19 protein-coding genes are annotated in these 23,043 nt (G+C 45.1%); 3 read left to right on the top strand and 16 right to left on the bottom strand.

The window, feature by feature from the left end; translation table 11 throughout:
* Positions 1-31 precede the first annotated feature (31 nt).
* The 16 genes from dnaE to rpsB all read right to left on the bottom strand — a co-directional run bounded on the left by dnaE (position 32) and on the right by rpsB (position 18,452).
* On the bottom strand, positions 32-3,511 hold the full coding sequence (gene dnaE / locus TW84_RS14300; RefSeq protein WP_045976310.1) for a DNA polymerase III subunit alpha: 3,480 nt from the start codon (positions 3,509-3,511) through the stop codon (positions 32-34).
* A gap of 91 nt (positions 3,512-3,602) precedes the next feature.
* Complete coding sequence (gene rnhB / locus TW84_RS14295) at positions 3,603-4,223, bottom strand: ribonuclease HII (RefSeq protein ID WP_205622493.1); 621 nt, start codon at positions 4,221-4,223, stop codon at positions 3,603-3,605.
* Positions 4,224-4,225: 2 nt separating this feature from the next.
* Complete coding sequence (lpxB, locus tag TW84_RS14290; RefSeq protein ID WP_045976308.1) at positions 4,226-5,371, bottom strand: lipid-A-disaccharide synthase; 1,146 nt, start codon at positions 5,369-5,371, stop codon at positions 4,226-4,228.
* Positions 5,372-5,444: 73 nt separating this feature from the next.
* Positions 5,445-6,233 (bottom strand): acyl-ACP--UDP-N-acetylglucosamine O-acyltransferase, encoded by a 789-nt coding sequence (lpxA, locus tag TW84_RS14285; RefSeq protein ID WP_045976307.1) that lies wholly within the window; start codon positions 6,231-6,233, stop codon positions 5,445-5,447.
* A 1-nt stretch (position 6,234) separates the two neighbouring features.
* Positions 6,235-6,687: a 3-hydroxyacyl-ACP dehydratase FabZ gene (gene fabZ / locus TW84_RS14280; RefSeq protein WP_045976336.1), complete on the bottom strand. Its 453-nt coding sequence runs from the start codon at positions 6,685-6,687 to the stop codon at positions 6,235-6,237.
* 158 nt (positions 6,688-6,845) lie between these two features.
* The gene (gene lpxD, locus TW84_RS14275; RefSeq protein WP_045976306.1) at positions 6,846-7,877 is read right to left on the bottom strand and encodes a UDP-3-O-(3-hydroxymyristoyl)glucosamine N-acyltransferase; all 1,032 of its coding nucleotides are present in this window, start codon (positions 7,875-7,877) and stop codon (positions 6,846-6,848) included.
* A gap of 6 nt (positions 7,878-7,883) precedes the next feature.
* Positions 7,884-8,384, bottom strand: a complete 501-nt coding sequence (locus tag TW84_RS14270; RefSeq protein ID WP_084720239.1) for an OmpH family outer membrane protein — start codon at positions 8,382-8,384, stop codon at positions 7,884-7,886.
* A gap of 30 nt (positions 8,385-8,414) precedes the next feature.
* The gene (gene bamA / locus TW84_RS14265; protein ID WP_045976304.1) at positions 8,415-10,820 is read right to left on the bottom strand and encodes an outer membrane protein assembly factor BamA; all 2,406 of its coding nucleotides are present in this window, start codon (positions 10,818-10,820) and stop codon (positions 8,415-8,417) included.
* A gap of 38 nt (positions 10,821-10,858) precedes the next feature.
* The gene (gene rseP / locus TW84_RS14260) at positions 10,859-12,217 is read right to left on the bottom strand and encodes a sigma E protease regulator RseP (protein ID WP_045976303.1); all 1,359 of its coding nucleotides are present in this window, start codon (positions 12,215-12,217) and stop codon (positions 10,859-10,861) included.
* Complete coding sequence (gene ispC / locus TW84_RS14255) at positions 12,214-13,422, bottom strand: 1-deoxy-D-xylulose-5-phosphate reductoisomerase (RefSeq protein WP_045976302.1); 1,209 nt, start codon at positions 13,420-13,422, stop codon at positions 12,214-12,216. The genes rseP and ispC overlap by 4 nt, the downstream gene beginning before the upstream one ends.
* A 50-nt stretch (positions 13,423-13,472) precedes the next feature.
* On the bottom strand, positions 13,473-14,315 hold the full coding sequence (locus TW84_RS14250) for a phosphatidate cytidylyltransferase (RefSeq protein ID WP_045976301.1): 843 nt from the start codon (positions 14,313-14,315) through the stop codon (positions 13,473-13,475).
* A gap of 11 nt (positions 14,316-14,326) precedes the next feature.
* The gene (locus TW84_RS14245) at positions 14,327-15,082 is read right to left on the bottom strand and encodes an isoprenyl transferase (protein ID WP_045976300.1); all 756 of its coding nucleotides are present in this window, start codon (positions 15,080-15,082) and stop codon (positions 14,327-14,329) included.
* Positions 15,083-15,178: 96 nt separating this feature from the next.
* Positions 15,179-15,736 (bottom strand): ribosome recycling factor, encoded by a 558-nt coding sequence (gene frr / locus TW84_RS14240; RefSeq protein ID WP_019276443.1) that lies wholly within the window; start codon positions 15,734-15,736, stop codon positions 15,179-15,181.
* Positions 15,737-15,837: 101 nt separating this feature from the next.
* On the bottom strand, positions 15,838-16,569 hold the full coding sequence (pyrH, locus tag TW84_RS14235) for a UMP kinase (RefSeq protein WP_006957910.1): 732 nt from the start codon (positions 16,567-16,569) through the stop codon (positions 15,838-15,840).
* A 180-nt stretch (positions 16,570-16,749) separates the two neighbouring features.
* On the bottom strand, positions 16,750-17,592 hold the full coding sequence (tsf, locus tag TW84_RS14230) for a translation elongation factor Ts (protein WP_045976299.1): 843 nt from the start codon (positions 17,590-17,592) through the stop codon (positions 16,750-16,752).
* 131 nt (positions 17,593-17,723) lie between these two features.
* Entirely contained in the window at positions 17,724-18,452 is a 729-nt protein-coding gene (gene rpsB / locus TW84_RS14225) for a 30S ribosomal protein S2 (RefSeq protein ID WP_045976298.1), read from the bottom strand.
* A 363-nt stretch (positions 18,453-18,815) separates the two neighbouring features.
* Between rpsB and map the strand changes: the two genes are divergently transcribed.
* The 3 genes from map (at position 18,816) to TW84_RS14210 (ending at position 22,951) form a co-directional block, all read left to right on the top strand.
* Positions 18,816-19,694 carry a type I methionyl aminopeptidase gene (gene map, locus TW84_RS14220; RefSeq protein ID WP_019276441.1) on the top strand — a complete coding sequence of 293 codons (879 nt, stop codon included), beginning with the start codon at positions 18,816-18,818 and terminating at the stop codon, positions 19,692-19,694.
* A 105-nt stretch (positions 19,695-19,799) separates the two neighbouring features.
* Positions 19,800-22,421 carry a bifunctional uridylyltransferase/uridylyl-removing protein GlnD gene (gene glnD, locus TW84_RS14215; protein ID WP_045976297.1) on the top strand — a complete coding sequence of 874 codons (2,622 nt, stop codon included), beginning with the start codon at positions 19,800-19,802 and terminating at the stop codon, positions 22,419-22,421.
* A 146-nt stretch (positions 22,422-22,567) separates the two neighbouring features.
* On the top strand, positions 22,568-22,951 hold the full coding sequence (locus TW84_RS14210; protein ID WP_045976296.1) for a DUF3461 family protein: 384 nt from the start codon (positions 22,568-22,570) through the stop codon (positions 22,949-22,951).
* Positions 22,952-23,043: the final 92 nt, after the last annotated feature.

The following is a 23,043-nucleotide window of genomic DNA, read 5'->3' as shown; positions in this document are numbered from 1 at the left end:
TCCTTTCTGATTCGGCATTCGACTGCCGAACTTAGTTAAATTCGAGTTCTACCTGGCTCTTACCAAGCAGTTGTTTCAAATTGTCTATTAATTCGTCACTAGGCGTCACACGCCATTCGGTACCTAACGTTAAGCGCGCTCGCGCGTCGCTGCGTTGGTAATATATATGGACAGGAACCGTTCCTGCCTTGTAAGGCTCTAGTATCTTACTAAAGCGCTCAAAAAATTGATCATCAATTTGAGATTGTTCAATGGACACCGATAAGCCACGGGCGTATTTTTCACGCGCCGTGCCGAGATCCATAACCTCGCGCGCGGACATTTTAAGACCACCATTGAAATCATCAAAGCTGACCTGTCCAGAAACGACCAAAATTTTGTCTTGTTCGAGCAATTCAGCGTAGCGTTCAAGCGCATCGGAGAACAACATAACTTCCATACGACCACTACGGTCATCCAAGGTCATGATACCGATACGAGTACCACGCTTGGTTGTCATCACTCGAGCCGCAATAACCAGACCAGCAACCGTGACACTCTGATCACGTCTTGTTGGTGTCGCATCTTTTAGTCGACAACTGGTGTACTTACCAAGTTCCTTTATGTAGGCATTTATTGGGTGTCCGGTCAAATATAAGCCAAGTGTATCACGTTCTCCTTCCAGCCAAACTTTTTCTGGCCAAGCAGGTACCTTGGTATATTTGTGTTCAACTTCTTCTGGTGCTTCAGTCAGAACACCAAACAGGTCACTTTGACCAAACGCTTCCGCTTGATGGTATTGGCTGGCGGCTTTTACCGCATCATTAAGTGATGCCATCATCGCTGCGCGGTGAGGGCCAAGTCGGTCAAGAGCGCCTGCGTAAATAAGCTTCTCTATCACACGCTTGTTCACTTTCTTAAGGTCAATACGAGCACAGAAATCGAACAAGTCTTTAAAGTGACCATCTTTGTTGCGCGCTTGTAGAATGGCTTCAATCGGGCCTTCACCAACTCCCTTGATCGCTCCAATACCGTAGACGATCGCACCATTTTCATCGACGTTAAAACGGTATAAACCAGCGTTGATATCCGGCGGAAGTACCTTGAGCTTCATACGGAAACATTCATCTACCAGGCCGACCACTTTTTCGGTATTGTCCATATCGGCGGTCATTACTGCTGCCATGAACTCGGCTGGGTAATGCATCTTCAGCCACAGCGTTTGGTAAGACACCAGTGCATAAGCGGCTGAGTGTGATTTGTTAAAGCCGTAGCCAGCAAACTTTTCTACCAAGTCGAAGATTTTCATCGCCAACTCGCCGTCGACGCCGTTCTTTACCGCACCGTCTTCGAAGGTCGCACGCTGCTTGGCCATTTCTTCCGGCTTTTTCTTACCCATCGCACGACGAAGCATGTCCGCGCCACCAAGGGTGTAGCCAGACAGTACCTGTGCGATCTGCATTACCTGCTCCTGATAGAGGATAATGCCGTAAGTTGGATCGAGGATTTCTTTCAGCGATTCATGTTGCCACTTTTCATCTGGATATGAGATTGCTTCTCGGCCATGCTTACGGTCGATAAAGTTATCTACCATGCCCGACTGCAACGGACCCGGACGGAACAGTGCCACTAATGCGATGATATCTTCAAAACAGTCCGGTTGCAGGCGCTTGATCAACTCTTTCATGCCGCGCGATTCAAGCTGGAATACCGCGGTGGTTTCCGAGTTTTGTAGCAAACGGAATGATGCCGCATCATCGAGTGGAATCGATTCGATGCGAACGGGATCTTTGCCTTCACGCTCAAGACGTGGATTAATCAAACCAAGAGCCCAGTCGATGATGGTTAGAGTACGTAGACCTAAGAAGTCAAACTTGACCAGACCAGCAGTTTCTACGTCGTTCTTATCGAACTGAGTAACCGGGAAGTGACCTTCCGAGTCAGCATAAATCGGCGCGAAATCAGTAATGGTGGTGGGTGAAATTACTACACCACCCGCGTGCTTACCGGCGTTACGTGTACACCCTTCAAGGATGCGACACATATCGATAAGCTCTTTCACTTCTTCGTCAGCTTCGTACAATTCAGGTAGCGCTGGTTCTGCTTTGAATGCCTTTTCCAGAGTCATTCCCGGATCAGGCGGCACCAGCTTTGAAATACGATCAACGAAACCAAACGGGTGGCCTAGTACACGTCCTACGTCGCGGATTACCGCTTTCGCCGCCATAGTACCGAAAGTGATGATCTGGGAAACCGCATCACGGCCATACATTTCTGCAACGTGGTCAATTACTTGGTCACGCTTGTCCATACAGAAGTCGACATCGAAGTCGGGCATGGAGACACGTTCTGGGTTGAGGAATCGCTCGAAGAGCAGATCGTATTCCAGCGGGTCAAGGTCGGTAATTTGCAACGCATAAGCCACTAACGAACCAGCACCCGAACCACGCCCAGGCCCAACAGGAATATCATTATCCTTCGACCACTGAATGAACTCCATTACGATCAGGAAGTAGCCTGGGAAGCCCATATTATTGATAACTTCCAATTCGATTTTTAGACGCTCATCGTACTCAGGACGTCGCTTCGCTCGCTCTTCTTCGTCGGGAAACAGAAATTCCAAGCGTTCTTCAAGGCCTTCCTCTGACTTTTTGACCAGAAATTCGGTTTCCTCCATTCCCTCTGTCGGGAATGCAGGCAAGAAGTACTCGCCCAAACGTACCGTCACATTACAACGCTTAGCAATTTCAACACTATTTTCCAGCGCTTCGGGGATATCGGCGAACAACTCGCACATCTCTTCTTCGCTACGTAAATATTGCTGAGCACTGTAGTTTTTAGGGCGGCGAGGATCTTCTAGCGTGTAACCGTCATGAATTGCCACACGAATCTCATGTGCCTCGAACGTCGTTTCATCTAGAATCACGACGTCGTTAGTGGCGACAACAGGCAGCTGCTCTTTCTCTGCAAAGTCCAAGGCAAAGTGAAGATAAGTTTCTTCATCTGCTCGCCCGGTACGCGTCAGTTCTAGGAAAAATCGGTCTGCAAAGTGTTGATGGTAAAAATCAGCGCAGTTTTGAGCAACTTTATGGTTCCCCTTCAGTAACGCTTTACCAATCTCTCCACTTTTTGCCCCTGATAGAACAATAAGCCCTGCCGATAGCTCAGCTAGCCATTGTTTATCGATGACAGGTTGATGCTGAACATGACCACGCAGATACGCTTTGGAGATCAGCAAGGTTAAGTTTTTATACCCCTCATTGTCTGCTGCCAGAACAGTGAGTTTAGTCAACTCTTCACCAAACTCTTCTGACTGCATCGCAAAATCAGCGCCAATAATTGGCTTCACGCCACATCCATGAGCTGTTCCATAAAACTTCACCAAACCACATAAGTTGGTGAAATCAGTTAATGCCATAGCTGGCATTCCCATTTCAGCCACTTTCTTAACCAAAGGAGGCACTTTCGATAGGCCATCGACCATGGAAAAGTCACTGTGAACTTTTAGGTGAATAAATTTAGGATCTGACATCAATGATTCCGCAGTTTTGCTTATTCGGAGAGATTACTGGGGTATTTTACGTGATATAAAATCTTAGATATACCCCAGTCAGTGAGGGTTTCTAATCTAAACCCAACGCTTTTTTGACTGGCTTGAAGCTCTTACGATGCTGTTCAATCACACCGTGTTGCTCAATGGCCTCAAAATGGGCTTTGGTTGGATAGCCTTTGTGCTTTGCAAAACCAAATTGAGGATGAAGCTTGTCGAGTTCTTCCATCTCTTGATCTCGCACCACTTTAGCAATAATCGAGGCAGCACTGATCTCTGCGACGCGCATATCACCTTTAACCACTGCCTGAGCATCCATATTGAGCTGAGGTACGCGATTTCCATCGATGAGTGCAAAGTCCGGTTTCACATCCAGCCCTTCAATCGCTCGTTGCATCGCGACCATGGTTGCTTGGAGAATATTGAGCTGATCAATTTCCTCCGCAGAGCAGCGCCCGACAGACCAAGCGAGTGCTTTCTCTTTAATCTCTGGCAGCAATGCAAGCCTCTTCTTCTCGGTTAATTTTTTCGAGTCATTGAGACCTTCGATGGGATTGCTGGGATCCAAGATAACGGCCGCAGTCACCACATCACCGACCAGTGGGCCACGCCCTACTTCATCCACACCGGCAATCAATCGATACCCTAGAGGGTACTCAAATGGTGGCAGTTCTTTTTTTTCTTTTGTCATGATGACTATTTACCTATCAACTTCAATACAGCACTGGCAGCTTGTTTATCTGCATCTTTTCGAATCCAGTGATGCATTTCTGTAAACTTCTCGATCATGCACTGCCCTTGCTCGCCGAGTAGTTTTTCAACTTCGCTCTCTAGTTTTTCAGGCGTGCAGTCTTCTTGCAACAACTCTTTGACCAGTTCTTGATCAGCCAGAATATTGGGTAAAGAAACGTATTTCGTCTTGAGCATTTGGCGAGCAATAAACGCAGTCACAGCATTCACCCGGTAACCCACCACCATTGGTCGCTTAATCAACATACACTCCAATGCCACTGTACCCGATGCCAGCATTACCGCATCAGATGCAGTGATCACATTTCGGGCAGTATCATTGACCAATTTGAAATCTAATTCGGGAGCCAGTTCTTGCCAAGTTTGCTCAAATTGCTCACGGCGTTTTTGGTTGACCAGCGCGACAACAAAACCTAAATCTGGATGTTTCTGGTGCAAACGTCGACATGTTTCAATAAAGGGACCAGCAAGCATTTTTAACTCACTACCACGACTCCCCGGTAGGACTGCAAGCCACTTTTTATTCTGCTCAAGACCTAGCAGCTCACGGGCCGGTGCTTTTGGAGACTCCAGAGGAATCGCATCGGCTAAAGTATGGCCAATAAATTCGCATGGTACCTGATAGTGATCATAAAACGCTTTTTCAAATGGCAGAAAAGCCAGCACCAAATTGGTAGCCGCTTCGATCTTAAAAATACGTTTCTGACGCCATGCCCAAACAGAGGGGCTGACATAATGCACGGTTTTGATTCCCGCTTTTTTTAGGTCAAGTTCAAGACGCAGGTTAAAGTCTGGAGCATCAATGCCGACAAAGACATCCGGTGGGTTTTCGGTGAAATAGCGAACTAACTCCGCTTTGACTTTCAGTAAACGAGAGAGCCTGCCTAGCACTTCCACGAGCCCCATAACTGCGAGCTCTTCCATATCAAACAGAGACTCACAGCCCTGAGCGATCATTTTCGGGCCACCAATTCCGACGAACTCTGCGTCTGGATACTGTTGTTTAACGGCTTTGATAAAACCTTCACCTAAAGTATCACCAGACAACTCCCCTGCAATGATACCAACGCGAAGTGGTTTTTTATTGTCCATAATCCCTAACCTCAAAAACACAAAAAGACCGCAACCTAGGGCCGCGATCTTTTCAATTTGGGTTCAGTGACAGTTAGCGAATAACGCCACGCTCTGAACTTTCTACAAAATCAATAAAGTGCTTTATGGATGGCCATTGTTGCGCCATTTCTAACAATACTTCTTTGGCCTCTGCCTGTGTTTTACCCGCTCGGTAGAATTCTTTATAAGCGTTGCGTAATGCGCGCAATTCGCTCTTTTCAAAACCATTACGCTGCAAGCCCACCAGATTTAACCCAAAAGGTGTCGCATGGTTACCTTGAGCAAGCACGTATGGCGGCACATCTTTTACAACCGCTGAACAACCACCAATATAGCTAAATGCACCTACTTTACAGAAGGGATGAATGGCAGATAAAGCCATCACACCAGCATGATCTTCAACCGTCACATGCCCACCTAAGATAGCATTGTTGCCGACGTGAGTATGGTTGCCAACAATCACATCGTGAGCAATGTGTGCATTCACACACAGTAAATTGTCATCACCAATGACTGTGGTCGCTTTGTCTTGAACAGTACCACGATGGATCTGCACCGCTTCGCGAATCACATTGCGGTCGCCAATAACGACGGTTGTATCTTCCCCACCATACTTCTTATCTTGGTTTTCTTCACCAATCACGGCATGCGGGAAAATACGGTTATCTCTACCAATCGTGGTATGGCCTTTAATCACCACATGCGACATAATTTCTGTACCTTCACCAATTTCAACTTTGCCTGAAATGTAAGTAAAAGGACCAACAGTCACGTTAGCGGCAATTTTCACATCTCCTTCAATCACTGAAGAAGGATGCACCTGAGCGGTTTCATGAATCATATCAAAACTCTCGACGAGCACACTTAAGCTCTGCAGAACACACCACGTCGCCATCTACTTTCGCAACACCGTTAAACGCTGCAATACCACGACGCTCTTTAATGAATTCTACTTCAATAACCAGTTGATCGCCTGGCGTGACTGGCTTGCGGAATTTCGCACCGTCAACGCTTGCAAAATAGTAGAGCTCGTTGTCAGAAGGCGCACCAAACGATTTAAATGCTAGAAGCCCCGTAGCCTGAGCCATCGCTTCTAAGATAAGAACACCCGGAAAAACCGGCAGTTGAGGAAAATGACCTGTAAACTGAGGCTCATTCACTGAAACGTTTTTGATCGCCTTAAGGTATTTTTCTTCTTGGAAATCGATAACACGATCGATAAGCAAAAATGGGTAGCGATGGGGTAACAGTTCTTGGATCTCAGTGATGTTCATCGTTTTGTTTTCAGTAGTCAAAGTCATGTTCCTATCTTGAATGCTAAATTAACTGGCGGGCATTATACCCAAGTCATCTCAATATGCTAAGCACGCACTGCGATGTTGTTGTATTGAGTCCACATAATCAGTCAGAAAAAAAGACCCGCACATCGCGAGTCTTTTTATTCACAATCAGACTAAGTGTCTTCACCCTGCTCCAGCAGTTTTTCAACCGCTTTAAGACGCTTGTTCATCTCATCAATTCGATGAACACGAGTCGCGGTCTTACGCCACTCTTTATTTGGCTGCAGTGGGATGCCAGAAGAGTACATGCCCTTTTCTTTAATGCCGCGCATGACCATTCCCATACCGGTAATAGTAACGCCATCGGCAATTTCGATATGGCCATTGATAACAGTACCACCACCAATAATACAGTATTTGCCGATTGTAGTGCTGCCGGCAATAATCGTACCACCAGCTAGAGCTGAACCATATCCGATGTGTACGTTATGAGCAATCTGCATTTGGTTGTCGATGATCACATTGTCTTCAATCACAGTATCGTCTAAAGCACCCCGATCTATCGTTGTACAAGCGCCAATTTCAACACGATTGCCAATGCGCACCGTACCCAGTTGAGGGATTTTAACCCACTCACCTTTGTCATTCGCATACCCAAATCCGTCAGCGCCAATCACTGTGTTCGCTTGGATAAGGCAATCAGAACCAATCATTACATCATGATAGATACTGATATTGGACCACAATTTGGTATTTGCACCAATTTGGGCATTTTTACCGATAAAGCAGCCAGCGCCAATCACAACGTTGTCAGCTAATTGAACACCCGACTCAATCACGGCGTTAGCGCCAATAGAAACATTGTTGCCAAGCTGAACATTATCAGAGATCACCGCAGATGGCGCTATTTCATAGGCTGGGAGCGGCGTGGTGTCCAAAGCTTGTGTCACTTTGGCAAAAGCGATGTAAGGATCGTCAACTACCAGCACATGACCAGCGCACAACTCTCGCTGCGCTTCCTTGACCATAATGACAGTCGCCTGACAGTCACCAAGATGCTTAGCGTATTTAGGATTAGATAAGAAGGTCACATGACCTTCCTTCGCTCTGTCCATAGGCGCTACCATGGTTACGACTGCATCGGCGTCACCATGTAATTCCCCGCCAGTAATTGAAGCCAGTTCGGCTAGTGTGATTGCTGTCATAGCCAATTATTTCAGTGAGTTAATAACTTGTTCAGAGATGTTGTATTCTGGCTTACCGTATTGCATGGTCTGAATATCAACAATCATGTCATAGCCTTCTTTTTCAGCGACTTTCTTTACCGCTTCCTGAATTACTTTGAACAGTTTCTGTTTTTCTTGCGCTTCGCGACGAGCTGAAGCTTTTTCTAGGGCCTGAGCTTTGATTTTGTATTTGCTATCAAGCTGAGCAACTTCAACACGTAGCTTTTCAACTTCTTCTGGTCCTAGTAACTCGCCATCGCGTTGCAACTTTTCAATTTTTGTTTTAGCTTCAGCCTGAATAGATTTTAGCTCACCCGCTTTATCTTTGAACTCTTCCTGCATTTTTTGCAGTACGACTTCGCGTTGAGGAAGTGCTTGGAAAACTTGAGCTGTATTGATATAGCCAATTTTTTGCGCCGCTTCTGCTGCATTAGCAAAGAATGAAGACGACATTACAACAAGGCTAAGACCAGCCGCTTTAATCATTTTGTTCACTGTATTTTCCTCTGTAAATATTTAGAAGGTTCTGCCGATTGTGAAAGTGAAGAATTCTTCGTCATCACCTTCATAAATTTCAATTGGTTTGGCAATTGAGAACACCAAAGGCCCCATTGGCGACATCCACTGTAGAGCAGCACCGTAGGACGCACGATAGTTGGTTGGATCCGAGTAATCCTCGTAGTATCGAGTACCTTGGTAAGCTGAGTTGTAATTAAACTCTGTATCCCACACACTCGCGGCATCGACAAATAGGCTGGTTCGGATCTGGCTACGTGCTTCATCTGAAGCGAATGGAGTCGGTACAATTAACTCCATACTCGCCAGAGCAATCGCATTACCACCCACAGAGTCATCGGTTGCACTCACACAGCCATTATTTCCGCAGCTTCCACTGTTGGTTGTATACACTGCTTTTGGACCGGCTGAGTTAGAACGGAAACCACGTAATGAGGTGAAACCACCCGCATAATAGTTTTCGTAGAATGGGTATAGATTGTCGTTACCATCCGTTTTACCGTAACCATTTCCGTAGCCCAAACGACCGCGCATCAATAATGTAAATTCATGCTTTTTAGTAATTGGAACATACTGTCGTACTTCATATTGAAGCTTAAAGTACTGTGCATCAGAACTCGGGATCGTTGCTTTAGCAGACGCTCGCTGATAGTTCCCCGCCGTCGGGAAAAAGCCTCGGTTTAGATTGTTTCGAGTCCACGAAACATTCAGGTCAAAATCATTGGTTACAATATCACCTTCAGGTTGGCCAATACTTTGGGCAAACAATTGTGCCTGATCATAGTTAGGGACATTACCGATCTTATTGTGCGTATAACCAATGCCAAATTCGATGTTATTTAATTCGTTGACTGGGAACCCCCATGTCAGGCTAGTACCATAACTTTCATTGGTATAGTCAACAATGCCCGCTTCAGATGCTTCAAACGTGTTGTAGAACACCTTACCACCTAAGCTAACACCATCTAGGTTCCAGTATGGGTCTCGATAATCAAGGCTGACATTCTTTTGGTAGTCATTCATCATTGCACTGACACCAACGCGATTGCCTGAGCCTAGGAAGTTATCTTGTTGCAAACCAACCTGGAAGCTCACACCTGATTCAGTACCATAGCCGATACCAAAGTTGACGCTACCCGAGTTGGCTTCTTTAACATTGTAAACAAGATCAACTTGGTCTTCACTACCTGGCACACGTACAGTCTGAACGTCGACAGTTTCAAAATAACCAAGGCGATTGAGACGTTTTTTACCTGTTTCAATTGATTTAGAGTTGAGCCAACTGCCCTCCATTTGACGCATTTCCCGGCGCAGCACTTCATCTTTAGTAGCATTATTGCCAACAAAGCGAATATCGCGTACATAGATACGTTTACCCGCTTCAACGTTTACGACTAAAGATACTTGCTGAGTTTCGTCATCAAATTCAGGAATAGTACGCACTTGAGGATAAGCGTAACCAGCTTCCCCCAGAACTCGTTTAACGCCTTCTTCCAAGCTTGTGACTTGAGAACCGTTGTAAACATCACCGTCTTCAAACGGAACCAAAGCTTCAAATTCGGCTTCTTTGCCAATCAACTCACCGCGAAATTTGACATCTTTAACACTGTACGGAAGCCCTTCGTCAACTGCCAAGGTGATATACACACCTTTCTTATCCGGAGAAATCGAAACTTGTGTAGAGTCCACTTTAAATTTGAGATAACCACGGTCCAAGTAGTACGACTTAAGCGCTTCAATGTCTCCCGCTAAGACTTGTTTCTGATATTTATCATCAGAAAGAAAATTCCACCAAGCGACGTCGACATTAAGATTGAAGCGACTCAACAACTCATCATCAGTAAAGACTTTGTTACCGATAAAATTGATTTGTTGGATTTTTGCTGACACACCCTCAGAGAAGACGAATTTCAAGTCAGAACGATTGCGAGGAAGAGGGGTTACGACTGCTTTTACAGTTGCGTTGTACTTACCAACACTATAGTAGAAATCTTCCAGCCCTTTTTCGATGTTTGACAGCGTGGTGCGGTCCAAAGCCTCACCCACTCGAATACCCGATGCGTCAAGGTTTTGCTGTAATTGCTCTTCTTTAATGGCCTTGTTGCCAGAAAACGAAATATTCGCAATCGTTGGTCGCTCTTTAACCTGAACCAATAGCTGGTTACCGTCACGCAAGACTTTGATATCTTCAAAATTGCCAGATGCATACAAAGCTTTAATAATATCCGACACATCTTGGCTATCAACCGTATCACCAATGCGCACTGGCATCTTAAGTAATGCAGCTCCCAGCGCAACGCGCTGCAACCCATCAATTTGAATGTCTTCAACAACAAAGTTTTCGGCACCGTTTGCAACAACGCTTGTTGCCAGTAGCGTTGCAAACAGAATTTTTTTCATCGCCATATTTGTTTTAGTTATTCCTTACTACAACCTTTGCCCAGCTACAGACGAGCAAAATCATTAAATATCGCCACTGCCATCAGAGAGAAAATAACTGCCCCGCCGATGCGGTACCCTATTTCCTGAATGCGTTCAGGCACAGGGCGTCTGATCACTGCCTCGATAGCAAAAAACAATAAGTGTCCGCCATCCAACATAGGTAATGGCACAAGGTTAATGATACCTAAGTTAACACTGATCAACGCGAGAAAACCAAGAAAGTACACCAATCCATAATCGGCAGTCGTTCCAGCTCCTTTTGCTATCGAAATAGGCCCACTTAAGTTGTTTAATCCAACATCTCCAACAATCAGCTTTTTCAACATGCTGATTGTTAGATCAATAATTTGTCCAGTTTTATCAATCGCTTTACTGACTGATTCAATTACACCAAACTGAAGCTCGAAGCGATAGCTTTCTGGCCACTCTGCGACTTCAGGTACGATTCCTGCAAATCCTATCGTTCGCTTATTCGCTAGCTCACGGCTGTCAGGGGTTAACGTTAGATTGATCAACGCCCCAGAACGCTCGATTTGCAAATCAATGGCTTGATTTGGATGACCTTGAATCAGCTCAACCACTTGTTGCCAATTGGTAAGAGGTTCATCATCGGCCGCAATGAGTACATCCCCAGCTTGTAAACCGGCCGCTTCACCCGCCCCGCCCTCTGAAATCGTCATCAATGTCGTCGAGATTGCAGGAGTAAAAGGCTTGAAGCCAAGTGCTGACATAGCAGACTCAACTTCAGGATCAAAGTTCCAAGAAGTTAAATCAAGCGTCTTCACTTCTTCAATGCCAATATCATTGGCCGGCGCGACTGTCATGGTTAGTTTATCGTCGCCAATATGAGCAATTAACCCCATATTGACTGATTCCCAATCCGGTGTTTTGACGCCAGAGACCGCTTTTAGTTCCATGCCAGCCTCTAAACCTGCATTGGCAGCGATAGAGTGCGCTTCAACCTGCCCTACAACAGGCTTAACAGCCGGTACGCCGATCATAAAAACTAGCCAGTAGGCAAATACGGCAAACAAAAAGTTAAATGCAGGTCCTGCCGCTACTATCGAAGTTCGCTTCCATAAAGGTTGTGTATCAAAAGCATGCTTTTTCTGCTCTTGAGGCACTTCATCCACGCGTCCGTCAAGCATCTTGACGTAGCCACCTAATGGGATGATTGAAATACTGTATTCAGTGCCGTCTTTACCTATTTTGCTCCAGATTGATTTACCAAAACCAATCGAGAATTTTTCGACTTTGACACCACAACGGCGAGCGACCCAGAAGTGGCCATATTCATGCACCGCAACTAAAATTCCTAATGCGATAATAAATGATGCGAAATTCCACAATATTCCGGTCATAATGCACGCTCTTCAATGATTTCGACGGCCAATGCTCGGGCCATTTTATCCAGCTCTAAGATGCTTTCCAAGCTATCACAATCAGATTGGCTACTCTTAGCGCATACCAAGTTAGAAACTCGTTCATTGACAACAGCGATATCAGTAAAGGCTAACTGACCGGACAGAAATGATTCAACCGCAACTTCATTTGCCGCATTAAGTGCAGTTGTCGCGTGCTGCCCCTCATAACAAGCATCTATTGCTAGCTTTAAGCAGGGGTAACGACTGAAATCGGGCTCTAGAAAGGTCAGTTCTGCAAGTTTAGTGAAATCCAAAGCAGGGACTCCAGCAGAAACACGTTCAGGATAAGACAGAGTTAAAGCAATAGGTGTTGCCATATCTGGCTGACCCATTTGTGCTAGCAAAGAACCATCTTTATATTGCACCATCGAATGAATCACAGACTGCGGATGGATTAAAACCTTAAGCTGTTCGCGACGGGTGCTAAATAACCACTTCGCCTCAATGTACTCTAACCCCTTGTTCATCATGGTAGCTGAGTCAACTGAAATTTTCGGCCCCATAGACCAATTAGGGTGCGCGACTGCCTGCTCAGGTGTTACGGCAGATAAAGCACTAATATCGCTGTACCTGAAAGGACCACCAGATCCTGTCAACAAAATGTGCTGAATACCATGATCTTCTATATTGCAGTCACCAAGGCTGGTTTGAATAGATTCAGGTAAGCATTGAAAGATAGCGTTATGCTCACTATCTACTGGCATCAGTTCTGCACTATGAGTTTTCACGGCATCAATAAACAATTGTCCTGACATGACTAATGCTTCTTTATTCGCCAACAATACTCTCTTACCAGCCTGGACTGCAGCCATTGTCGGTAACAAGCCTGCAGCACCCACAATCGCAGCCATAACAGTGTCGACTTCATCAAGCGATGCAACGTGACTCATCGCCTCTTGTCCTGCCAATACTTCTGTCGAAAGCTTGAGTTGTTGCAATTGGCTTTTAAGCTTCATAGCCGCATTATCACTCGCCATGACAGCATATTTAGGTTGCCACTTTTGACACAGTTGGCGCATTTTATCAACGTTATTACCCGCAGCAAGAGCGACAACTGAGAACTGCTTAGGGTTTTGTTCAATAACTTTAAAAGTGCTATCGCCAATCGAGCCAGTTGCACCTAATATTGTGAGCTTACGCATAGTAAGAAACCAGTAAAAATTAAACAGGCAGCACTCAGGGCTGCCTAAAACTAGAAAACGAAATAAAGAAGAGCAAATACTGGAAATGCTGCGGTCAAACTGTCAATACGATCCAATACACCGCCGTGTCCTGGGATAATATTGCTACTGTCCTTAATGCCAGCAACACGCTTGAACATACTTTCAACCAAATCACCCAACACCGAAATCACTACAGTCACCAATGTAATCATAATCATCGCAATTGGGCTGCTAAACTCAATTTCAAACCAGTGAGCAGTCGCCCAACCGACGATAATAGCAGCAATAACGCCACCAACTAACCCTTCAATGGTTTTATTCGGACTGACATGCGGTGCCATTTTTCGTTTGCCAAAACTTTTACCCGCAAAGTAAGCACCGCTATCAGCAGACCAAACAATGAAGCAGACAAACAGCACCAACTTTGCACCATGGTAAGTATCTTGGTTAATGCCCTCGGCGCGAAGCAATAATACACTCCAAAAGAAAGGAAGCAGTGTCAAGATACCAAACAAGTGGCGAAGTAAGTTCGAGTTTTGCCAAAATTTGGCTGAAGTCGGGTAAGTAATCGCTAGACAACTGGATGTAATCCACCATAACCCGCCAACCAAGAGAACAGCTAAATGGCTGTCCGTTACTGTACCTAAGCTGAGGGCATCAAATGGAATGAAACCCAGCATTGCCGCACTCACGACGATACTTGGCATTAGTGCTGTAACACGCGTTTTACACTCAACAAATTGAGTCCATTCCCAAAAGCCGATAGCAGTAACGATCGCTATGGCAACCATGAATAAGGGCAGAGATAACTCAAAAATACCAAGTATCACTATCGGAGCAAGGATAAGCGCGGTTATAATTCTTTGTTTCAAACTTGGATCCTTTAGTCGCTTTCCATCAATGCCTTGATTTGTTCACCGGTGCAACCGAATCGCCTTTCTCGATTAACAAACCAAGTCACTGCTTCAATTAAGCTGTTTTCGTCGAATTCAGGCCAGTAAATTGGCGTGAAGTACATTTCTGCATACGCCATTTGCCACAACATAAAGTTACTGATTCGACATTCACCGCTGGTTCTAATCAGTAGGTCCACTTCTGGCAAATCTGACATCGTCAAATGCTGAGTCATTATGTCTTCGTTGACATCACCTGCGTGAATCTCACCATTTGCGACTTTTGTGGCAATTTCTTTCGTTGCTTCTACGATGTCCCACTTACCACCATAGTTAGCGGCTATGTTAACAACCATACCACTGTTATCCGCAGTCATTGCTTCAGCCTGAGCTATTTTCTTTTGTAAACGCTCATTAAATCGGCTCATGTCACCAATAACACGGAGTCGTAAGTTATTCTTGTGTAGCTTTTTAATTTCTGTCGAGAGAACCGTAATGAATAACTCCATCAGTACACCGACTTCTTCTTCAGGACGGCGCCAGTTTTCACTGCTAAAGGCAAATAGCGTGATCGCCTTTATGCCCAATTTTGCAGAGGTCGAAATAGTTTTTCGGACAGCAGCAACGCCATTTTTATGACCAAACACACGCGGCTTACCTTGGGCTTTTGCCCAGCGCCCGTTGCCATCCATGATAATTGCAATGTGTTTAGGAAGTGATTCTGGTGAGAGTTGAGAGTTTTGCATACAAGGATTTATGATTACCAGCAGGGGACAAAGATTAGCATAAAAAAACGCTGTGCTGCGAGCACAGCGTTCTCTGTATCCAGAGTCTAGATGGAATTAAACTTCCATCAACTCTTTTTCTTTTGCCGCTAACACTTCATCTACTTGTTTAACAGCTGCGTCAGTGATTTTCTGAATCTCGTCTTGACCTTTACGATCTTCATCTTCAGAGATTTCTTTGTCTTTCAGTAGGGCTTTTAGTTCACCGTTCGCATCACGACGGATATTACGGATAGCCACACGACCACCCTCAGCTTCGCCACGAACGATTTTAACGAGATCTTTACGACGCTCTTCCGTTAGCGGTGGAAGTGGAACGCGAATAATCGTGCCTGCAGACATAGGGTTTAGACCTAAGTCAGACATCATGATCGCTTTTTCAACTTTTGGCGTTAGCTCTTTATCGAATACTGTGATTGCTAGTGTACGAGCATCTTCTGCTACTACGTTCGCCACCTGGTTTAGAGGTGTTGGCGCACCGTAGTACTCTACCGATATACCAGAAAGTAGGCTTGGATGTGCACGACCTGTACGTACTTTAGAAAGGTTGTTCTTTAGCGCTTCTACGCTTTTTTCCATGCGCTCTTGAGCGTCTTGTTTGATTTCGTTAATCACAATATCACCTTAATGTGTCATTCTTTTTAGAAGAAAGCCTAATCAGGATCCTTCAAAAGGCAATGCCACAGCATGAATTAGTCACGCTGTGGTTGAATGAATTATTCAGCGGTACTAATTAGAGTGCCTTCTGCTTCACCCATTACCACGCGACGTAGTGCGCCTGGTTTGTTCATATTGAATACTCGGATTGGCATTTTATGGTCACGAGCCAGTGTAAATGCTGCTAAATCCATCACTTTTAGTTCTTTATCAAGAACTTCTGCGTAGCTCAGGTTATCATACAGCTCTGCGTCAGGGTTGGCTACTGGGTCAGCCGTAAATACACCATCAACTTTTGTCGCTTTTAGAACTACGTCAGCTTCAATTTCAATTCCGCGTAGACATGCAGCAGAATCGGTTGTGAAGAATGGGTTACCTGTACCTGCTGAGAAGATAACAACACGGCCTTGGCGCAGTTCGCGGATTGCATCTGCCCAGTTGTAATCGTCACACACGCCTTTCAGTGGGATTGCAGACATAACACGAGCATTGACGTATGCACGGTGCAAAGCATCACGCATCGCCAAACCGTTCATTACTGTTGCTAACATACCCATGTGGTCACCAACAACACGGTTCATACCCGCTTCAGCAAGACCTGCACCACGGAACAAGTTACCACCACCGATAACCACACCGACCTGAACACCCAGTTCAACCAGTTCTTTTACTTCTTGAGCCATACGATCCAAGATCGCAGGATCAATACCAAAACCTTCTTCGCCTTGAAGTGCTTCACCACTCAGTTTTAACAGAATACGTTGATACGCTGGTTTAGGGTTCGTAGTCATGGAGTTTACCTTCCAAAAGAGAGTTGTTGTTGATTAACAGTCATGGATGGACAAAAAGTGCATTTTCTACTCTAGAAACACTGACTTCTTACCCATTCATCACGGTTAATCGTTTAAACGCCAGTCGTAAAAAGACCGCAGCCTTGGCTACGGTCTAAACTTTATGCACTGGTCTAAGGATTAACCTTTTTGAGCAGCTGCTACTTCGTCAGCGAAGCTCATTTCTTCGCCCTTATCGATACCTTCACCTACTTCTAGGCGAACAAATGTAGCTACTGAAGCACCACGTTCTTTCAGGATTTCGCCTACAGACTTCTTAGGTTCCATAACGAAAGCTTGGCCAGTCAGAGAGATTTCGCCTGTGAATTTCTTCATGCGGCCAACAACCATTTTCTCTGCGATTTCAGCTGGTTTACCTTCGTTCATAGCGATTTCAACTTGAACAGCTTTTTCTTTTTCTACTACGTCAGCAGGTACATCTTCTGGGTTTACGTACTCTGGACGAGAAGCCGCTACGTGCATTGCAACGTGCTTAAGAGTTTCAGCGTCGCCTTCACCTGCAACAACTACACCGATTTTCTCACCGTGGCGGTAAGAAGCGATCGCAGTACCTTCAACGTACTGAACGCGACGGATGTTGATGTTTTCGCCGATCTTAGCAACAAGAGCAATACGCTCTTCTTCGAATTTAGCGACTAGTTCTTCAACAGAAGCTTTAGATGCTAGAGCGTCTGCTGCAACTTTCTCTGCGAATGCAGTGAAGTTACCATCTTTGGCAACAAAGTCAGTTTGGCAGTTAACTTCAAGAAGAGCAGCAACACCGTTGTCTTCTCTGATGATGATTGCACCTTCAGCCGCAACGTTACCTGCTTTCTTAGCAGCTTTCGCAGCACCTGATTTGCGCATGTTTTCGATTGCTAGTTCGACGTCGCCGTTAGTTTCAACAAGCGCTTTCTTACATTCCATCATACCTGCGCCAGTACGGTCGCGCAGTTCTTTAACTAGAGCAGCAGTAACAGCCATTCTCTATTCCTCAGTTTAAATCTGGATTTGGTAAAAAACAGGGGCCTAAATTTTGGCCCCTGCTGATAACTATAACTCAATTTAAGTGGCAACTAGATTGCACATAAACCAAGTGTGACGCGGAGCCGCTATTATTCAGCTTCTACGAAACCGTCTTTTTCAGCAGCTGCAGCAACATCTTTGTTACGACCTTCAGTTACTGCAGAAGCAGCAGCGTTTAGGTATAGCTGTACCGCACGGATTGCGTCATCGTTACCAGGGATAACGAAGTCAACGCCATCTGGGTTAGAGTTAGTATCAACTACAGCGTAAACTGGGATACCTAGGTTGTTTGCTTCTTTAACTGCGATGTGCTCGTGATCAGCGTCGATTACGAATAGAGCGTCAGGTAGACCGCCCATATCTTTGATACCACCAAGAGATTTCTCTAGCTTCTCCATTTCGCGAGTACGCATTAGAGCTTCTTTCTTAGTTAGCTTGTCAAAAGTACCGTCTTGAGACTGTGCTTCTAGGTCTTTTAGACGCTTGATAGACTGACGAACAGTTTTGTAGTTTGTTAGCATACCGCCTAACCAGCGGTTGTTAACGTAGAACTGGTTGCTTGCAATAGCAGCTTCTTTAACAGCTTCAGATGCAGCGCGCTTAGTACCTACAAATAAAACTTTACCTTTCTTTTCGCCAACTTTAGCTAGTTCCGCTAGAGCGTCGTTGAACATTGGTACCGTTTTTTCTAGGTTGATGATATGAACTTTGTTACGAGCACCAAAGATGAATGGCTTCATTTTTGGGTTCCAGTAACGAGTCTGGTGACCAAAGTGAACACCAGCTTTAAGCATATCGCGCATTGATACAGTTGCCATTTTAAAATCCTCTATGGGGTTAGGCCTCCACATCCCCCATAACTCCGACTAAGCTTCTGCCCAGCACCCCGGAATATGTGACGGAATGTGTGTGATTTAAAGATATAAGTTAGTTGGAAGTCATCAGCTTCGCCGTATGGTTTCACCAAACAGAGAGAACAGACGACATTTCCGGCGCGCTTTATACCACATTTTAGCCCTTCATGGCTAGGAAAAAAAACGATTATTCATTGCACAGACTGGCTATCTCCGTGCTTATTTACGTATAGGACTACATGAAGAATCATTCTCATTATGCACGGTTCCTGCTAGAATGCGCCCATTCGCACCATAGAGTGCCACTGAATGAAATAGAGAAAGCCGATGTCAATCAAGATCAAAACCGCTGAAGAAATCGAGCGCATGCGAATCGCAGGCGCACTAGCCGCTGAAATCCTAGAAATGATCGAGCCTCACATCAAAGAAGGGGTAACGACAGATGAATTGAACCAAATTTGTCATGACTATGGGATCGAAAAAGGCGCTTACTCTGCCCCTCTTGATTACCACGGATTCCCTAAATCCATTTGTACTTCAATCAACCATATTGTGTGTCACGGTATCCCAGCATCAGAAGATGAAGTAGGCAGCAACGGTCAGCCAAAACCTGCCGTTCTGAAAAATGGAGACATTATCAACGTTGATATTACTGTCATTGTTCCTAATGATGAAAACGCTGACCTCAGCGTACGACCGCAAGGTTATCATGGCGACACATCGAAAATGTTCTTTGTTGGCGATGTATCTCCGGCTGATAAGCGCTTATGTATGGTCACTCAAGAAGCACTGTATGTAGGAATGCGCAAGGTAAAACCAGGAGCAACTGTCGGTGACATCGGTACTGCGATTGAAAAGTACATCAAGGAAAACAACAAAAAGAACCCACGTAATAAGTTCTCTATTGTGAAAGACTTCTGTGGTCATGGCATTGGTAATGAGTTCCATGAAGAGCCCCAAATTGTCCACTACAAAAACAATGATCGCCGTGTTCTGAAAGAAGGCATGTGCTTTACTATCGAGCCAATGATCAACGCTGGTAAGTTTGGCGTCACAGTTGACGCTGAAGATGATTGGACGGTTTATACGGGCGATGGTAAAAAATCAGCACAGTACGAACACACCCTTCTAGTGACCAAAACAGGTTGTGAAGTCATGACGTTGCGCAGCGATGACACTATACCGCGTATAATGAACAACGTTTAACCTACCTGAGTACAATAAAATATCCCCACATCATCGGGGATATTTTTTTATCTGCTCCGTTTTGATAGATTGGTATCTAATGGATGTTTAGCACGGATTTGCAATATGCCCTTTCAGTCTCCTTTGACGTTTGCCGATGAGCAGATTTCAATTAGTATTCTTAAGTATCAGCTTGAGCAATTTCATCTCTATCAAAAGCAAGAGTTTCTCAGTCATCATTCAGTAACAACTCTTGTGCTGGGGCGCTCAGACTACATTGATTTACTTCTCAATCGGCTTTGGCAGCATTTTGGTTTTTCTGAGAAACCAAATATCAGCTTAGTAGCCGTTGGCGGCTACGGGAGAGGGGAACTGCACCCGTTGTCTGACATCGATATACTTGTCGTGTCTAAACATTCCCTACCCGACGCTTTAGCCAACAAAGTCAGTGAATTTATTACGTTACTCTGGGACCTTAAGCTCGAAATAGGCCATGCGGTACGAACGGTTGAAGAATGTGCAGCTATTGGTCGCGACGACCTCACTGTGGCGACCAACCTCCAAGAAGCAAGACTTCTATGTGGCTGTGAAGACACGTTCCAGAAACTGAAATTGGAAATTCACGCTGAATCTTTTTGGCCAAGCGAAACCTTCTATAAAGCCAAAGTTCAAGAACAACGAGAGCGCCACGCTCGTTATCATGATACAACTTATAACCTCGAGCCCGATATAAAATCCACACCAGGCGGATTGCGCGATATTCATACACTCAGCTGGGTAGCACGCCGTCACTTCGGTGCAACTTCTTTGCTAGAAATGAGCAAATATGGCTTTTTAACCGATGCTGAATATCGTGAACTCGTTGAATGCCAAGATTATCTCTGGCGAGTGCGCTTTGCACTACACTTACATCTGAAAAGGTACGACAATCGCCTTACTTTTGCCCATCAGGCTCAAGTCGCAGATTGTCTAGGCTTTGAAGGCGAAGGGAATCGCGGCGTTGAAATGATGATGAAGGAGTTCTACCGTACGCTAAGACGTGTCGCTGAACTCAACAAAATGCTGCTTAAGCTGTTTGACCAAGCCATTTTAAACAATGGCATTGAGTGTCAACCTGAGATCCTTAGTGAAGACTTTCAGCGTCGTGGTCATCTAATCGAAGCTCGCAAACCTGCATTATTTCAAGCTCGTCCAGAAACCATTCTCGATATGTTCCTGCATATTGCCAACGACTCAAGTATCGAAGGCGTTGCGCCACCGACACTACGTCAGCTCCGCACGGCACGGCGACGTCTTAATAAGTTCCTACATACCATTCCTGAAGCACGAGAAAAGTTTATTGAGCTTTGCCGTCATCCTAACGCGCTACACAAAGCGTTTAGTTTGATGCATAAGCTCGGTGTTCTCGCCGCTTACTTGCCACAATGGAGTCAAATTGTCGGCCAGATGCAGTTTGACCTGTTTCACGTCTACACGGTTGATGAGCATAGTGTAAGGTTGCTGAAACATATCAATACTTTTGGCAATTCAAACAACTATGACAAACACCCGATATGCTGCGAAGTGTATCCACGTATTCAGAAGAAAGAATTACTGATCCTCGCTGCGATTTTTCATGACATAGGTAAGGGACGTGGTGGTGACCACTCGGTGATTGGCGAGACAGAAGCCTACAACTTTTGTATTGAGCATGGACTCTCGAAACCTGAAGCCAAATTAGTCGCTTGGTTAGTAAGGCATCACTTACTGATGTCGGTCACTGCACAGCGCCGTGATATTTATGATCCAGAAGTCATTACTGATTTTGCCAAAAAGGTGCGTGACGAAGAGTATCTTGAGTATTTGGTTTGCTTAACAGTAGCAGATATTTGCGCTACTAACCCAGAGTTATGGAACAGCTGGAAGCGAACGCTATTGGCAGAACTTTTCTATTCAACCCAAAGAGCCCTGCGCAGAGGCTTGGAAAATCCCGTTGATGTGCGAGATCGTATTCGTCATAACCAACAGCTCGCGTCTGCCCTACTTCGCAAAGAAGGCTTCAGCGCACGAGAAATTGAAGTACTGTGGCAACGTTTCAAGGCTGATTATTTCTTACGTCATACACACAAACAAATTGCTTGGCACTGTACCCATCTACTTCGCCATGACGACCACTCCAAACCCTTAATACTGATCTCAAAGAAAGCGACCCGAGGCGGCACCGAAGTGTTTGTCTACAGTCGAGACCAGCATGCTCTATTTGCAACCGTTGTAGCAGAACTGGATAGAAGGAACTTTAACGTACACGACGCTCAAGTCATGACCAGCAAAGACGGCTATGTACTCGATACCTTCATGGTGCTGGATCAACATGGTCAAGTGGTTGACGAAAGCCGCCACAAAGCGGTCATTAAACATCTAATGCACGTACTTCAAGATGGACGACCAACGAAGATAAAAACTCGCCGTGTACCCAGAAATTTGCAGCACTTTAAAGTTAAAACCTGCGTAGATTTTCTGCCGACAAAGAGCAAAAAACGCACACTAATGGAATTTGTTGCATTGGATACACCAGGTTTACTTGCCACAGTCGGAGCAACGTTTGCTGATTTGGATCTTCATCTCCATGCTGCAAAAATTACTACCATTGGCGAACGGGCAGAAGATTTATTTATCATCACCAGCGAGCAAGGTAGTAAGTTAACCGAAGAGCAAGAAACTAAACTTCGAGAACGTCTTACCGCTAATGTGGCCGAGCTGGCACCGTAAGCGATCTTGCCCACAAGTTGCAAAGCTGTTCTAAAAATCAACTATCTACAACGTGGTTAGACTGCTACATTATTGATGTTAACAATATTTGTTCACTCTGAGCACAAGAGCACAGGGTGTTTGTAATCAACACAAAGAGGTAGCCTATGTTCCCACACCTCACTGGTTTAGGTATTCAGGATCCTAAACAGATTGAGCGCTATTCATTACGACAAGAAGCGCACAAGGATGTGTTAAAAATCTATTTCCACAAACAAAAAGGCGAGTTATTCGCTAAAAGCGTAAAATTCAAATACCCGCGTCAAGTGAAGAATGTTCTGGTTGACAGCGGCAGCCATAAGTATAAAGAAGTCACTGAAATCAATCGTAACCTTACATTAGTGATAGATGAACTGAATAAGCTAACTAAACCGGGGAAAACCACTGAAGTCGATGTCAAACAGAAGATCCTTACCGACTTACGTCATTTAGAGAAAGTGGTTTCAAGTAAGATTGCCGAAATTGAAGCGGATTTAGAGAAGCTGAAGTAAAGGAACGCTGTGCTTCGGGAAGTCTAATTAGTTCAGAGGGTTGATGTGAGAACATCAACCCTTTTTGTTTGCGTGTCTCGTCCTGAAATGTG

Source organism: Vibrio neptunius (genome assembly GCF_000967495.1).
GTDB lineage: Bacteria > Pseudomonadota > Gammaproteobacteria > Enterobacterales > Vibrionaceae > Vibrio > Vibrio neptunius.
The sequence above is the reverse complement of the archived record's forward strand: the minus strand, read 5'-3'. Positions and strand labels throughout refer to the sequence as shown.

Bases quoted from the DNA above. Each gene is read 5' to 3' on its own strand.
- rpsB (WP_045976298.1), bottom strand. From the start codon at position 18,452: ATGGCAACTGTATCAATGCGCGATATGCTTAAAGCTGGTGTTCACTTT.
- lpxA (WP_045976307.1), bottom strand. From the start codon at position 6,233: ATGATTCATGAAACCGCTCAGGTGCATCCTTCTTCAGTGATTGAAGGA.
- glnD (WP_045976297.1), top strand. From the start codon at position 19,800: ATGCCCTTTCAGTCTCCTTTGACGTTTGCCGATGAGCAGATTTCAATT.
- lpxD (WP_045976306.1), bottom strand. From the start codon at position 7,877: ATGACAGCAATCACACTAGCCGAACTGGCTTCAATTACTGGCGGGGAA.
- pyrH (WP_006957910.1), bottom strand. From the start codon at position 16,569: ATGACTACGAACCCTAAACCAGCGTATCAACGTATTCTGTTAAAACTG.
- TW84_RS14245 (WP_045976300.1), bottom strand. From the start codon at position 15,082: ATGCAAAACTCTCAACTCTCACCAGAATCACTTCCTAAACACATTGCA.
- map (WP_019276441.1), top strand. From the start codon at position 18,816: ATGTCAATCAAGATCAAAACCGCTGAAGAAATCGAGCGCATGCGAATC.
- TW84_RS14270 (WP_084720239.1), bottom strand. From the start codon at position 8,384: ATGATTAAAGCGGCTGGTCTTAGCCTTGTTGTAATGTCGTCTTCATTC.
- rseP (WP_045976303.1), bottom strand. From the start codon at position 12,217: ATGACCGGAATATTGTGGAATTTCGCATCATTTATTATCGCATTAGGA.
- lpxB (WP_045976308.1), bottom strand. From the start codon at position 5,371: ATGGACAATAAAAAACCACTTCGCGTTGGTATCATTGCAGGGGAGTTG.
- bamA (WP_045976304.1), bottom strand. From the start codon at position 10,820: ATGGCGATGAAAAAAATTCTGTTTGCAACGCTACTGGCAACAAGCGTT.
- TW84_RS14210 (WP_045976296.1), top strand. From the start codon at position 22,568: ATGTTCCCACACCTCACTGGTTTAGGTATTCAGGATCCTAAACAGATT.
- ispC (WP_045976302.1), bottom strand. From the start codon at position 13,422: ATGCGTAAGCTCACAATATTAGGTGCAACTGGCTCGATTGGCGATAGC.
- dnaE (WP_045976310.1), bottom strand. From the start codon at position 3,511: ATGTCAGATCCTAAATTTATTCACCTAAAAGTTCACAGTGACTTTTCC.
- tsf (WP_045976299.1), bottom strand. From the start codon at position 17,592: ATGGCTGTTACTGCTGCTCTAGTTAAAGAACTGCGCGACCGTACTGGC.